This is a genomic window from Rhodopseudomonas palustris (assembly GCF_007005445.1).
Classification (GTDB): Bacteria; Pseudomonadota; Alphaproteobacteria; order Rhizobiales; family Xanthobacteraceae; genus Rhodopseudomonas; species Rhodopseudomonas palustris_G.
The window spans coordinates 2,022,830-2,035,960 of record NZ_CP041387.1; the positions used below are offsets into that span (position 1 = coordinate 2,022,830).

The 13,131-nt window shown below is 66.0% G+C and carries 11 protein-coding genes; 7 read left to right on the forward strand and 4 right to left on the reverse strand.

The features are described 5' to 3' along the window. Nucleotides 1-8: 8 nt before the first annotated feature. From FLL57_RS09240 to FLL57_RS09265, 6 genes are all read left to right on the forward strand, one after another. Entirely contained in the window at nucleotides 9-1,250 is a 1,242-nt protein-coding gene (locus tag FLL57_RS09240; protein ID WP_013502434.1) for a D-alanyl-D-alanine carboxypeptidase family protein, read from the forward strand. Between the two features lie 2 nt (nucleotides 1,251-1,252). After that, nucleotides 1,253-1,945, forward strand: coding sequence for a dTMP kinase (tmk, locus tag FLL57_RS09245; protein WP_013502433.1), 693 nt, complete (start codon nucleotides 1,253-1,255; stop codon nucleotides 1,943-1,945). Next, nucleotides 1,942-2,997, forward strand: a complete 1,056-nt coding sequence (locus FLL57_RS09250) for a DNA polymerase III subunit delta' (RefSeq protein ID WP_013502432.1) — start codon at nucleotides 1,942-1,944, stop codon at nucleotides 2,995-2,997. Before tmk ends, FLL57_RS09250 begins: the two co-directional genes overlap by 4 nt. Before the next feature lie 80 nt (nucleotides 2,998-3,077). Beyond that, the gene (gene metG, locus FLL57_RS09255; protein ID WP_013502431.1) at nucleotides 3,078-4,622 is read left to right on the forward strand and encodes a methionine--tRNA ligase; all 1,545 of its coding nucleotides are present in this window, start codon (nucleotides 3,078-3,080) and stop codon (nucleotides 4,620-4,622) included. A gap of 5 nt (nucleotides 4,623-4,627) precedes the next feature. Continuing rightward, on the forward strand, nucleotides 4,628-5,416 hold the full coding sequence (locus FLL57_RS09260) for a TatD family hydrolase (protein ID WP_041807855.1): 789 nt from the start codon (nucleotides 4,628-4,630) through the stop codon (nucleotides 5,414-5,416). A 25-nt stretch (nucleotides 5,417-5,441) separates the two neighbouring features. After that, on the forward strand, nucleotides 5,442-6,245 hold the full coding sequence (locus FLL57_RS09265) for an MBL fold metallo-hydrolase (RefSeq protein WP_142882728.1): 804 nt from the start codon (nucleotides 5,442-5,444) through the stop codon (nucleotides 6,243-6,245). 176 nt (nucleotides 6,246-6,421) lie between these two features. Here the strand turns inward: FLL57_RS09265 and FLL57_RS09270 are convergent, their stop codons facing one another. The 3 genes from FLL57_RS09270 to FLL57_RS09280 are packed head-to-tail and all read right to left on the reverse strand — an operon-like array spanning nucleotide 6,422 to nucleotide 11,041. Continuing rightward, on the reverse strand, nucleotides 6,422-8,071 hold the full coding sequence (locus tag FLL57_RS09270; protein WP_142882729.1) for an acyl-CoA synthetase: 1,650 nt from the start codon (nucleotides 8,069-8,071) through the stop codon (nucleotides 6,422-6,424). A gap of 54 nt (nucleotides 8,072-8,125) precedes the next feature. Further along, nucleotides 8,126-10,009: a TRAP transporter large permease gene (locus tag FLL57_RS09275; RefSeq protein ID WP_142882730.1), complete on the reverse strand. Its 1,884-nt coding sequence runs from the start codon at nucleotides 10,007-10,009 to the stop codon at nucleotides 8,126-8,128. 12 nt (nucleotides 10,010-10,021) lie between these two features. After that, nucleotides 10,022-11,041, reverse strand: a complete 1,020-nt coding sequence (locus FLL57_RS09280; protein WP_013502426.1) for a TRAP transporter substrate-binding protein — start codon at nucleotides 11,039-11,041, stop codon at nucleotides 10,022-10,024. A gap of 575 nt (nucleotides 11,042-11,616) precedes the next feature. Here FLL57_RS09280 and FLL57_RS09285 point away from each other — a divergent pair. Next, complete coding sequence (locus FLL57_RS09285) at nucleotides 11,617-12,213, forward strand: NAD(P)H-dependent oxidoreductase (RefSeq protein WP_142882731.1); 597 nt, start codon at nucleotides 11,617-11,619, stop codon at nucleotides 12,211-12,213. Nucleotides 12,214-12,254: 41 nt separating this feature from the next. Here the strand turns inward: FLL57_RS09285 and FLL57_RS09290 are convergent, their stop codons facing one another. After that, nucleotides 12,255-13,118, reverse strand: coding sequence for an SAM-dependent methyltransferase (locus FLL57_RS09290; RefSeq protein WP_235677271.1), 864 nt, complete (start codon nucleotides 13,116-13,118; stop codon nucleotides 12,255-12,257). Nucleotides 13,119-13,131 lie beyond the last annotated feature (13 nt).

Genomic DNA, 13,131 nt, shown 5'->3' on the forward strand with positions numbered 1-13,131 from the left:
TTCCATCGATGGCCGTTCTGACTTCGCTGCTCGATGCGCGCCGCTTCATGATGCGCGGCCTGCTGGCGGGCCTGATCGCCGTTGCACTCGGTGCCGGGCCGGCAACGGCCGCGAACCAGAGCGTGCAGGGCGCCAAGAAGGAGGAGGGCGGCTTCGAGGCGCAGGCCCCGACCGCGATTCTGCTCGACGCTGAAAGCGGCAGCGTGCTGTTCGAGAAGAACGCCGACGAGTTGCGCGCCCCGTCCAGCATGATGAAACTGATGACGGTCGAGGTGGTGTTCCATCTGCTCAAGACCGGCGCACTGCAGCTCGCCCAGGAGTACCGCGTCAGCGAGAATTCCTGGCGCTACGGCGGGGCTCCGGCCGGCGGCTCGACGATGTTCGCCGAGATCCACAGCAGCATCTCTGTCGACAATCTGCTGCGCGGTGCCATCATCCAGAGCGGCAACGATTCCTGCATGGTGCTGGCCGAGGGGATTGCCGGCAGCGAGGCTGCGTTCGTTGAACGTATGACCAAGCGCGCCCGCGAGCTCGGCCTGACGCAATCGACCTTCGGCAACTCCACCGGGCTGCCAAACCCGGACAACAAGATGAGCGTGCGCGAACTCGCCAGGCTCGCCCGGCACATCATCCTGACCTATCCCGACATGTATGCGCTGTTCGGCGAGAAAGAGTTCACTTGGAACAAGATCCGCCAGACCAACCGAAACCCGTTGTTGAACGCGCTGCCGGGCGCCGACGGATTCAAGACCGGCTTCACCAAGGAGGGCGGCTACGGTCTGGTGGGCTCCGCGGTGCAGAATGGGATGCGGCTGATCGTGGTGGTGAACGGCCTCGAAAGCGCCGATGACCGCGCCAGCGAGGCGAAGAAGCTGCTGGAATGGGGGTTCCGCAATTTCGAATCGCGGTCGCTGTTCGCCAGCGATGCGACGGTCGGCTACGCGCGGGTGTTCGGCGGCGACAAGCGCTACGTCCCGCTGACCCCGGCCGAACCGGTGAGGGTGATGGTTCGTCGGAACGGCAGCGACAAGTTGCTGGCGCGGATCGTGTATCAGGGGCCTGTGCCGGCACCGGTGGAAGGCGGCCAGCGCATCGGCTTGGTGCGGGTATGGCGCGGCCCCAACGTTGCGGTCGAGGTTCCGCTGAAGGCGGCCGAGGCCAATCCGGTCGGCTCGACCATGCGGCGGGCGCTCGACGGCGCCAGCGAGCTGATGATCGGAGTTCTCCGGGCCAGCATGGCGAAGCTCTGACCATGGTTCAAAAGAAACCGATAAGCCCTTCGTTGCGCGGGCGCTTCATCACCTTCGAAGGTGGTGAGGGAGCCGGCAAATCGACCCAGATCAGGTTGCTGGCGAAACGGCTGGAGAAGGCCCGGCTGCGCACGCTGGTCACCCGCGAACCGGGCGGCTCGCCCGGTGCCGAGGCGATCCGCAGCGCGCTGCTCGCCGGCATCGGCAAACTGATCGGCGGCGCCGACGCCGAAGCGCTGCTGTTCGCCGCCGCTCGTGACGACCATGTCCGCACGCTGATCGAGCCGGCCCTGGCGCGCGGCGAATGGGTACTGTGCGACCGGTTCTACGATTCCACCCGCGCCTATCAGGGCAAGCTCGGCGCGGTCAGGCTTGAGCTGCTCGAAGCGCTTCAGCAGGTGACGATCGGTGATATGAAGCCCGATCTCACCGTGATCCTCGATATTCCGGTCGAGATCGGACTGGCGCGCGCGGCAGTGCGCCGAGGCAGCGAGACGCCGGACCGGTTCGAATCCGAGGCGATCGACTTTCACCGCGGCCTGCGCGAGGTGTTCCGCCAGATCGCTGCGCAGGAACCGGAGCGCTGCGTGCTGATCGACGCCAACGCCGAACCGGAGGAGGTCGCCGACCGGGTGTGGCAGGCGGTGCGGCTGCGGCTGCTGGAGCCGGCGCGGCGCGGGGCGAAAACGGCATGAGCGCACGCAAGGCCGCCGGCAAAGCGCCGGCGCCGGAAAGCACAGTCCGGCACCCGCGCGAAACCACAGAGCTGTATGGCCATCACGCCGCCGAGCAGGCATTGCTCGGTGCCTATCGGGGCGGCCGGATTGCCCATGCCTGGCTGATCGGCGGTGCGCAGGGAATCGGCAAGGCGACGCTCGCCTACCGGATGGCGCGGTTCGTGCTGACGCATCGCGACCCGCAATCGGACGCGGTGCAGGGCGCCGCCTCGCTGGCGATCGACCCCGACCATCCGGTGGCGCGCCACATCGCCGCTGAGGCGCATGGCGGCCTGCTGACGCTGGAGCGCTCCGTCAACGACAAGGGCGTGCTGCGCAACGTCATCACCGTCGATGAATCCCGCGAGACGATCTCGTTCTTCGGCGCGACCGCGGCGATCGACGGCTGGCGGGTGTGCATCGTCGACACCGTCGATGACCTCAACGCCAATTCGGCCAACGCGCTGCTGAAGGTGATCGAGGAGCCGCCGCAGCGTTCGCTGTTTCTGCTGCTGTCGAACGCGCCGGCGCGCACGCTGCCGACCATCCAGTCGCGCTGCCGCAAGCTGATGCTGCGGCCGCTTGCCACCGCCGACGTGATCGCGGCCGCAGCGGATGCGGCCGGTCTCGACCGCGATGATCCGCAGCTCGGCGAGGCCGCCGCAGCGTCGGAAGGAAGCGTCGCCCGCGCGCTGATGTTGATGGGCGGCGGCGCATTGACGCTGCAGCAGACCACGACGGCGCTGCTCGACAGCCTGCCCAACGTCGACCCGCGCGCGCTGCATGCGCTCGGCGATGCGATCGGCGGCACCGACCGCGCCACGCTGCAGGCGTTCGTCGACGGCGTCGACCGCTGGGTCGCCGGCAAGCTGCGCACGCCCGATCCGAACGCGGAACTGCCGCGCCTTGCACGGCTGGCGGAGGTATGGGAAAAGATCGGCCGCGCCGCACGCGACACCGAAGCCTACAATCTTGAGCGCAAGCCGCTGGTATTTTCGGTGTTCGGGCTTCTCGCGGAGGCGGTGCGCTGACGCCGATCCGGCGATCGATCGCCCGGCATGGTCAGCGCCGCCGCGCTCAACCGATCCAGATTTGAAAGGCGTCCGCGCAGATGGCGCAGCGAAATTCATTCTACATCACCACGGCGATCTCCTATCCGAACGGCGCGCCGCATATCGGCCACGCCTACGAGGCGATCGCGACCGACGCGCTGGCGCGTTTCCAGCGGCTCGACGGCCGCGACGTGTTCTTCCTGACCGGCACCGACGAGCACGGCCTGAAGATGATCCAGACCGCGCAGCGCGAGGGCATGACGCCCGCCGAGCTCGCCGCCCGCAACGCCGGCCGCTTCCGCGACATGGACGACCGCTTCGGCATCTCCTACGACCGATTCATCCGCACCTCCGAGGAGCAGCATCACGCGTCCGTCCAGGAGGTCTGGAAGCGGATGCAGGCGAGCGGCGACATCTATCTCGACAGTTATTCCGGCTGGTACTCGGTTCGCGACGAAGCCTATTACGCCGAAGACGAGACCGTCGTCGGCGAGGATGGCGTGCGCCGCGGTCCGCAGGGCACGCCGGTCGAATGGGTCGAAGAGAAGAGCTATTTCTTCAAGCTGTCGGCCTATCAGGACCGACTGCTGAAGCTCTATGAGGAGCAGCCGGACTTCATCGGCCCCGACGCGCGCCGCAACGAGGTGATCAGCTTCGTCAAGGGCGGGCTGAAGGATCTGTCGGTGTCGCGCACCACCTTCGACTGGGGCGTCAAGGTGCCGAGCGATCCCGAGCACGTGATGTATGTCTGGGTCGACGCGCTGACTAACTACATCACCGGCGTCGGCTTCCCGGATGAATCCGACAAGAACTGGCACTACTGGCCGGCCGACGTCCACGTCATCGGCAAGGACATCATCCGTTTCCATGCGGTGTACTGGCCGGCGTTCCTGATGTCGGCGGGCATCCCGATCCAGAAGCGCGTTTACGCCCACGGCTTCCTGTTCAACAAGGGCGAGAAGATGTCGAAGTCGGTCGGCAACATCGTCGACCCGTTCAATCTGGCGGACCAGTACGGCGTCGATCAGGTGCGCTACTTTTTCCTGCGCGAGGTGCCGTTCGGCTCCGACGGCAGCTACAATCACGAGGCGATCGTCAACCGCATCAACGCCGATCTCGCCAACGATCTCGGCAATCTGGCGCAGCGCTCGCTCACCATGATCGCCAAGCAGTGCGACGGCAAAGTGCCCGAGCACGGCGCGTTCAGCGAGAATGACAGCGCGATCCTGGCGATGGCCGACGGCATGATCGCGCAGGCGCGGACCGCGATGGCGACACAGCAGATCCATCAGGCGCTCAACGCGGTGTGGGCGGTGGTGGCGGAGGCCAATCGCTACTTCGCCGGCGAGGCACCGTGGGCGCTGGCCAAGACCGATCCGGCACGGCAGAAGACGGTGCTGTACGTCACCGCCGAAGTGCTGCGGCAGATCGCGATCCTGGCGCAGCCGGCGATCCCGACCGCGGCGGCCAAGCTGCTCGACATCCTCGGCATTGCTGCGGATGCGCGCGATTTCGCGGCGCTGCCAACCCGGATCGTGCCGGGCACCCCGCTGCCGGCCCCTGCGCCGATTTTCCCGCGATACGTCGAACCGGCGACCGCCTGATGCCGATGCTGGTCGACAGCCACTGCCATCTCGACTTCCCCGACTTTGCCGACGACCTCGCCGGCATTGTCGCCCGCGCCGAGGCGAGCGGGGTGGGGCGAATGGTGACGATCTCGACCCGGGTGCGGAAGCTGCCGGACCTGCTGGCGATCGCCGAGCGGTTCCCGAACGTGTACTGCTCGGTCGGGACCCATCCGCATCACGCCGACGAGGAAGACGGCATCACCACCGATGAGCTGGTGGAGCTGGCGCAGCACCCGAAGGTGGTGGCGTTCGGCGAGGCCGGGCTCGACTACTTCTACGAGATGGGTTCGCGCGAGGCGCAGGCGCGCGGCTTCCGCGCCCACATCGCAGCGGCGCGCGAAACCGGGCTGCCGCTCGTCATCCACACCCGCGAAGCGGACGAGAATTGCGGCAAGATCCTCGAAGACGAGATGGGGAAGGGAGCTTTTCGCGCGGTGTTGCATTGCTACACCGGCGGTCGCGACCTCGCGATGCAGGCCATCGACCTCGGACTGACGATCTCCTTCACCGGTATTATCACCTTCAAGAAGTCACAGGCGCTGCGCGATCTCGCTGCCGAATTGCCGGCCGACCGGATCATGGTCGAGACCGACTCGCCGTATCTGGCGCCCGGCAAATATCGCGGCAAGCGCAACGAGCCGTCCTACGTGGTCGAGACCGCCAAGGTGATGGCCGAGGTCCGGGGCGTGTCGCTCGACGAGATCGCGCGCCAGACGACCGAGAACTTCTTCCGCCTGTTCGGCAAGGTGCCGGCGCCCGCCGCCGCATGACGCCTTTGACAATTGGGGTCGCCGCATGACGCTGACGCTCACCATCCTCGGCTCGGGCTCCTCCGCCGGCGTGCCGCGCCCGGCGCTCGGCTGGGGCGCCGCCGATCCGTCCAATCCGAAGAACCGGCGGCTGCGCTGCTCGCTGCTGGCCGAGCGCATCACACCGGAGGGCGGCATCACCCGCGTGCTGATCGACACTTCGCCGGACCTGCGCGAGCAACTGATCAGCGCCGACGTCGATCATCTCGACGCTGTGTTCCTGACCCACGAGCACGCCGACCAAACCCACGGCATCGACGATCTGCGCTCGGTGGTGATGGCGATGAAGCGGCGCATCCCGGTGTATCTCAACCGGTCGACCGGCGAACACGTGCTGTACCGCTTCGCCTACTGTTTCGAACAGGCACCTGGCAGCTCGTATCCGGCGATCCTGGAGTCGCGCGAGATCGAAGCCGGCGACAGCAAGACCATCGCCGGCGCCGGCGGCGACCTCACGCTGACCGCGTTCCTGGTGCAGCACGGCGACATCCCTGCGCTCGGCTATCGCATCGCCGGCGCGGCCTATACGCCCGACGTCCATGATATTCCGGAAGCGAGCTTCGGCGCCCTCGAAGGCCTCGACCTCTGGATTATCGATGGGCTGCGCTACAAGCACCACGCCAGCCACTTCAACATCGAGACCGCGCTGAAGTGGATCGAGCGCTTCAAGCCGAAGCGCGCCGTGATCACCAACATGCACGCCGACATCGATTACGAGACGCTGCGGAAGGAATTGCCGGAGGGCGTGGTGCCGGGGTTCGACGGGATGCGGCTGGAGATCGCGGGCTGATCGCTCAACTGGTCATTCCGGGGCGCTCGCGACAGCGAGCGAACCCGGAATCTGAACATGCAGGGCCTTGCTCAACACCTCGGGATTCCGGGTTCGCGCTTTGCGCGCCCCGGAATGACAAACGACAGTTGGTCGTCCTTGGCGGTAGCCCCCGCAATGACACCGGGGCGAAGTAACTACTCCAAGATCGCCTTCGCCGATTTCACCTGATCGCGCAGCATGAACTTCTGGATCTTGCCGGTCGAGGTCTTGGGGATCGACGAGAACACGATGCTCTTCGGCGTCTTAAAGCCGGGGAGGTGTTCGCGGCAATAGGCGATGATCTCGGCTTCAGTGGCGCTGGCGCCGTCTTTCAGCTCGACGAAGGCGCAGGGCACTTCGCCCCATTTCGGGTCGGGCTTGGCGACCACCGCGGCGAACAGGATCGCCGGGTGCTTGTAGAGTACGTCCTCGACCTCGACCGAGGAGACGTTCTCGCCGCCCGAGATGATGATGTCCTTGGAGCGGTCCTTGATGATGACGTAGCCGTCGGCGTCGAGCACGCCGAGATCGCCGGTGTGGAACCAGCCGCCGGCGAGCGCTTCCTTGGTGGCTTTCTCGTTCTTCAGGTAGCCCTTCATCACGATATTGCCGCGGAACATCACCTCGCCGATGGTCTCGCCGTCGCGCGGCACTTCCTGCATCGTCTCCGGATCGAGCACGGTGACGGCTTCCTGCATCGGGTAGGGCACGCCCTGGCGGCGCTTCAGCTTGGCGCGCTCGGCGACCGGCAGATCGTCCCAGCCGGGCTGCTCGGCGCAGACCGAGGCGGGGCCGTAGACTTCGGTCAGGCCGTACACGTGGGTCAGCTTGATGCCGATGGTCTCGGCGCCGGCCAGCACCGCCATCGGCGGCGCCGCGCCCGCAATCAGGCCGATGACCAACCTCGCCGCAGCGCCCTTCGGTGCTTCCGGGGCGTTGATCAGTGCGTTGTAGACGATCGGCGCGCCGCACATGTGGGTCACGCCGTGCTTCGGGATCAGCTCGAAGATCTTGGCCGGATCCACTTTACGCAGGCACACGTTGATGCCGGCCGCGGCCGCGAGCGTCCACGGGAAGCACCAGCCGTTGCAGTGGAACATCGGCAGTGTCCACAGATACACCGGATGCTGGCCGAGATTGCCGGCGAGGATGTTGCTGACGGCGTTGAGATAGGCGCCGCGATGATGCGTGACGACGCCCTTCGGATTGCCGGTGGTGCCGGAGGTGTAGCCGAGCGAGATCGCGTCCCACTCGTCCTCGGGGCGATGGCCGACAAAGGTCGGATCGCCCGACGCCACCGCGTATTCGTATTCGAGCTCGCCGATGCGGTGGCTGCCGGGATACATCTTATCGTCGACGTCGATCACCAGCGGTTTCGGCTTGGTCATCAGCTTCAGCGCCTCGGCGACAACACCCGAGAACTCCGGATCGACCAGAATGATCTTGGCGCCGCCATGATCGAGCTGGAAGGCGATCGCTGGCGCATCGAGCCTGATGTTGAGCGCGTTCAGCACGGCGCCGGCCATCGGCACCGCAAAGTGCACTTCGACCATCGCCGGCACATTGGGCAGCATCACCGCCACGGTGTCGCCGCGGCCGATGCCGCTGCGCGCCAGCCAGGACGCGAAACGGCGGCAGCGGGCGCGGGTCTCTTTCCAGGTGTAGTGCCGGCCCTCGTACACCACGGAGGTCATCTCCGGATAAACGTTGGCGGTGCGTTCCAGGAAGCTCAGCGGCGACAGCGGCACGAAGTTGGCCGGGGTCTTGTCCAGACCGATGCTGTAATGACCTTGCGGGGTGCTCATGACGACCTGCCTCTCACTTCACGACGGCGCCGGCGTGATCTGCCCGCAGCGCCTCTACAGGAAACCGATCGAGATCCACGGGATCGCCGCGACCACGATCAAGCCGATCAGCAGCGCCAGCATATATCCCCAGATCGGGCGCATGCCCTCGGCGGGATCGACCCGGCCGATCGCGCAGGCCGCATAATAGCCGACGCCGAACGGCGGCGCGAACAATCCGATGCCCATCGCCAGGATCACCACCATGGCGTAGTGCACCTCGTGGATGCCGACGGCGCGGGCGATCGGAAACAACAGCGGCCCGAACAGCACGATCGCCGGAATGCCCTCCAGCACGCTGCCGAGGATGATGAAGGCGACGATCGACACGGCGAGGAACGTGGCCGACCCGCCGGGCAGGCCGGTCATCGCCGCGGCCAGCGAGCGCGAGAAGCCGGACTGCGTCAGGCCCCAGGCCATGCCGGTGGCGGTGCCGATGATCAGCAGGATCGCACCCGACAGCGCCGCGGTCTCGACCAGCATCGGCCGCAGCCGCCGCCAGTCGAATTTGCGGTACACCAAAATACCGACCACCACGGCATAGACGATGCCGATGGTCGAGACCTCGGTGGCGGTGGCGACGCCTTCGACCACGGCGGCGCGGATCACGAAAGGCAGCGCCAGCGCGGGCAGGGCGACGATGAAGGCCTTGCCGATCTCGCTGCCGCGCGCGCGTTTGACGTGACTGAGATCCTCGCCGCGGTAGCGCCACCACACCAGCAAGCACAGCATGATCGCCAGCACCACGCCGGGCAGCAGGCCGCCGGTGAACAGCGCGGAGATCGACACGCCGGTGACCGAGCCGATGGTGATCAGCACCAGGCTAGGCGGAATGGTTTCGGTCTGAGCACCGGTGGCCGAGAGCAGGGCGACCAGATCGCCCGGCTTGGCGCCGCGCTCCTTCATCTCCGGAAACAGCACCGGCGCGACCGCCGCCATGTCGGCCGCCTTCGAGCCGGAAATGCCGGACACCAGATACATCGCGCCGACCAGTACGTAATGCAGGCCGCCGCGGACGTGGCCGAGCAGGCTGGCGAGAAACGCCACCATCGCCCGCGCCATCCCGGTCATCTCGATCAGCAGGCCGAGGAACACGAACAGCGGCACCGATAGCAGGATGAGGTGGCTCATGCCCTCGTCCATCCGGCCGACCAGAATCAGCAGCGGCGTCGTTGTGGTCAGCGCCAGATAGCCGTAGATCGCCAGCCCAAACCCGAACGCGATCGGCACACCGGCGAACACGCAAGTTGCCACCACGCCGACGAAGAAGATCACCAGATTGAGGTTGCCGAGCGGCTTGAACAGCGGCTGCGCCAGCCAGAACGCCCCGATCAGCAGCAGCACCGTCAGCGCCGCGCCGGCGACCAGCTTGAGATCGCCGAACCGGATCAGCCGCAGCAATGCGAACATCGCCATCAGCGCGATGCCGACCGGCAGCGCCGCGGCGCGCCAGCTATTGGCCAGCGACAGCGCCGGGGTGGTGATGTAGCTTTCCTCGTAGGCGTATTCGAACGCTGGTGCGGCGATCAGCAGCAGGAACGCCAGCGCCGCGCAGATCCCGACCAGATCGAGCCAGGCGCGCAGGCGCGGGGAGGCCCCCGCCACCATCGCGGTCATCCGCATGTGCTCGCCGCGGCGGAACGCCACCGCGGCGCCGAGCATCGCCAGCCACAGGAACAAGATCGAGGCCAGTTCGTCGGACCAGATCAGCGGGCTGTGCAATACGTAACGTGATACCACCCCGGCGAACAGCACGACGATTTCGACCACCACCAGGACGGCGGCCGGGATCTCGACCATCAGGCCGAGCCCGGCCTCCAGCGCGCCGATCAGCGACTTGCGCTGCGGCGCGTGGAGCCGTTCACCGGCGGTGAGCTGCGAAGCGTCGGCGCTCGACATCGGGGCCAGCCGTTACGCCAGCTTGCCGACGGACTTCTCGAGCAGCGACCACGCCTGATCGCCGTATTTGCCTTTCCACTCGGCATAGAAGCCGGCGTTGCGCAGCTTGTCGCGGAACGGCATCACCGACGGCTGGTTGAAGATCAGGCCCTTGGCGATCAGCTCTTCCTTGACGGTAGCGTTGAGCTTGGCGGTGTCTTCGCGTTCCTTCACCGCGGCCGCATTGATGTTCTTGGCGACGATCGTGCGCACGTCCGGCGGCAGCTTCTCCCAGGCGCGGCGGTTGGCCAGGAACCAGAAGCCGTCCCACATGTGATTGGTCAGCGAGCAGTACTTCTGCACTTCGTACAGCTTGGCGGTGGAGATCAGCACCAGCGGATTTTCCTGGCCTTCGACCACCTTGGTCTGCAGCGCCGAATAAACTTCGCTGAAATTGATCGAGGCGGGCGCCGCATCGAACGCCTTGAACATCGAGGTCCACAGCGGCGACACCGGAACGCGGATCTTGAAGCCCTTGAAATCTTCGGGGCCGTTGATCGGCCGGGTCGAGGAGGTGGTCTGGCGGAAGCCGTTGTCCCAGATCTTGTCCATGACCATCAGGCCGGCCTTCTGGATCTCGCCGCGGACATAGCCGCCGAGTTCGCCATCCATGGCCTTCCAGACCGTGTCGTAGTCCGGGAACGCGAAGCCGATGCCGTTGATCGAAGCCGCCGGCACCAGGGTCGACAGGATCAGGCCCGACAGCGTGAAGAACTCGACGCCGCCGGCCCGGATCTGGCTCAGCATGTCGGTGTCGGAGCCGAGCTGGTTGTTCGGGAAAACGTCGATCTGGACCCGACCATCGGTCTCGGCCTTGATCGCCGCCGACATCTCGCGGGCGCGAACGTTGAGCGGATGGGTGTCGGGCAGGTTGTTGGCGTATTTGTACTTGAACTCGGCTTCGGCGGCGCGCGCCACCCAAGGCGCACCGATGCCGCCGATCGCGGCCGCCGCTGCCGATGCCTTCAACAAACTCCTGCGTGAAAAACTCATCTCGCTTCCTCCTGCCCGCGTGGTCTTTTTGTGAGAACGCACCCGAAATGTCGACGCGCCCTTGGTCATCATTTCGGCCGGTCCGGTCAAGCGATTTTGAGGCGCGGTGGATGGCCGGGCGATCGGCATGGCCAAGGTCACGGCCGGCCGACGGCTGGTCGGCGGACGGCTTGGACCACATCGCGGAAGCCGCCAGAGGCTCGGCTGAACCTGCCGCAAGGCGGCATTGGCCGGGCCGCGCGCATGACTGCGCGCTTCCAAGACGGCCGCGGTGTCGCGACGGCGGCCATCATTCGGAGACCACATCTGAAAGGCTCGCAGCTTCGAAGCAGCGACCAAGCAGAACGCCGAACCACGACGCACTGTGCAGGCAGAACTTTGCGTATGCCAGACAAGCCTCTGGTGAATCGCGTCTATATAAATATTCCATAATATACCTTATGCGAATTGTGGATGCGGTGAAGCAGCATGATGGAGCAACATCGATGTCGATGGCGCCGCCCCCCTAAGGTCGCATTTGATCCCAGATCGACGTCACGACGAAGCTTGTCGACTCGCGCTATGGTCTGCGCCACATGACACCCACCAGATGCCTTGTCGTCGTCGCGCATCCGCTCTCAGACAGTCTGTGCGGACAGCTCGGCCGCGATGCCCAGGCAGTGCTCAAGCGCGCCGGCCACGAGGTTCGGCTGCTCGATCTTCACGCTGCCGGCTTTGCGCCGGCGCTGACCGCGGCCGAGCGGTCGAGCTATTACGCGGCTTTTGACCAGTCGGAACTGGCAGCCGAAATCGACGATCTGTCGTGGGCCGAAACGCTGGTGCTGGTGTTTCCCACCTGGTGGTTCGGCATGCCGGCGCTGATGAAAGGTTGGTTCGACAGGGTGTGGGCGCCTGGCGTCGCCTACGACCACGCGTCCGATCTGGGACGGATCCGTCCCCGCCTCCGCTCGCTTCGGCGTGTCGTCGCGATCACCACGCTGGGATCGCCGTGGTGGATCGACCGGCTGGTGCTGCGCCAGCCGGTCAAGCGTATCCTCAAGACCGCGATCCTCGGTACCTGCGCGCCGCAGGCCAAGCTGACCTTTCTGTCGTTCTATGGCTGCGAGCAGCTCGATGCGGCCGCCGTGACGCGGATCCAGACGCGAGTGGCCAGCGCGCTGGCGGCGATCTGAAACTCAGCACGGCCCGAGGGCCGAGACGATCTCGACAGTCATTACCGCGCCATCAGTGCGAACACGCCCCAGCCGAGATAGTCACGACCGTACCGCGCGTAACGTTCCGGCGACGAGGTCAGCTCGGCGCGAACTTCAGCCGCGAAGTCGTCGTCGGGATTGGCGTCGAGCCACTGGCGGATCGTGAGCCATTTGGCGGCCTCGTACCGATCCCAACTGTCCTGGCTTGCCAGGACCATTTCCACGACATCGTAATTCAAGGCGCCGAACGACGCGACCAGGTCCGGAAGCAGCAGGAAATCCGAGATCGCATGGGCGCGACACCCTTGGGCGACCTCCTCGCTCGGTGGCAATTGCAGCCAGTATGGCTCGCCGATCAGAATGCAGCCTCCGTCTTGGAGGCTCCTCGTCAGCAGCTCGATCGTGCCGCGGACGCCGCCGCCGATCCAGGTGGCCCCCACGCAGGCCGCCACGCCGACCTTCTCGTCGGCGACATAGCCGGCTGCGTCGCCGTGAACGAACGTGACCTGATCGGCGACGCCGAGTTCGCGCGCGCGAAGCTGTGCTTGCTCCGTGAACAAGGGACTCATGTCGATCCCGGTGCCACTGATCCCGTGGTCCCGCGCCCAGGTGCACAGCATCTCGCCCGACCCGCTGCCGAGATCCAGCACGCGCGTGCCGGGCGCCATCCGCAGCGCTGCGCCGAGTGTCGCGAGCTTTTCGGCAGAGAATGGATTGTGGATGCGATGCGCGCTTTCGCTGACGGTGAAGATACGCGGAATGTCCACTCGAAAAGCTCCTTCGTTCATCCTGTGGTCGGTGCTGGCGCCCTCGCCGCGATCGACATCACGACACTGAATGCCAAGATGCAGCGATCGCGTGTGTGCGTCATTGCGCAGCGTCACCGACAACAGCTTT

Bases quoted from the DNA above. Each gene is read 5' to 3' on its own strand.
- FLL57_RS09285 (WP_142882731.1), top strand. From the start codon at position 11,617: ATGACACCCACCAGATGCCTTGTCGTCGTCGCGCATCCGCTCTCAGAC.
- FLL57_RS09265 (WP_142882728.1), top strand. From the start codon at position 5,442: ATGACGCTGACGCTCACCATCCTCGGCTCGGGCTCCTCCGCCGGCGTG.
- FLL57_RS09260 (WP_041807855.1), top strand. From the start codon at position 4,628: ATGCTGGTCGACAGCCACTGCCATCTCGACTTCCCCGACTTTGCCGAC.
- FLL57_RS09250 (WP_013502432.1), top strand. From the start codon at position 1,942: ATGAGCGCACGCAAGGCCGCCGGCAAAGCGCCGGCGCCGGAAAGCACA.
- FLL57_RS09270 (WP_142882729.1), bottom strand. From the start codon at position 8,071: ATGAGCACCCCGCAAGGTCATTACAGCATCGGTCTGGACAAGACCCCG.
- FLL57_RS09275 (WP_142882730.1), bottom strand. From the start codon at position 10,009: ATGTCGAGCGCCGACGCTTCGCAGCTCACCGCCGGTGAACGGCTCCAC.
- tmk (WP_013502433.1), top strand. From the start codon at position 1,253: ATGGTTCAAAAGAAACCGATAAGCCCTTCGTTGCGCGGGCGCTTCATC.
- FLL57_RS09240 (WP_013502434.1), top strand. From the start codon at position 9: ATGGCCGTTCTGACTTCGCTGCTCGATGCGCGCCGCTTCATGATGCGC.
- metG (WP_013502431.1), top strand. From the start codon at position 3,078: ATGGCGCAGCGAAATTCATTCTACATCACCACGGCGATCTCCTATCCG.
- FLL57_RS09280 (WP_013502426.1), bottom strand. From the start codon at position 11,041: ATGAGTTTTTCACGCAGGAGTTTGTTGAAGGCATCGGCAGCGGCGGCC.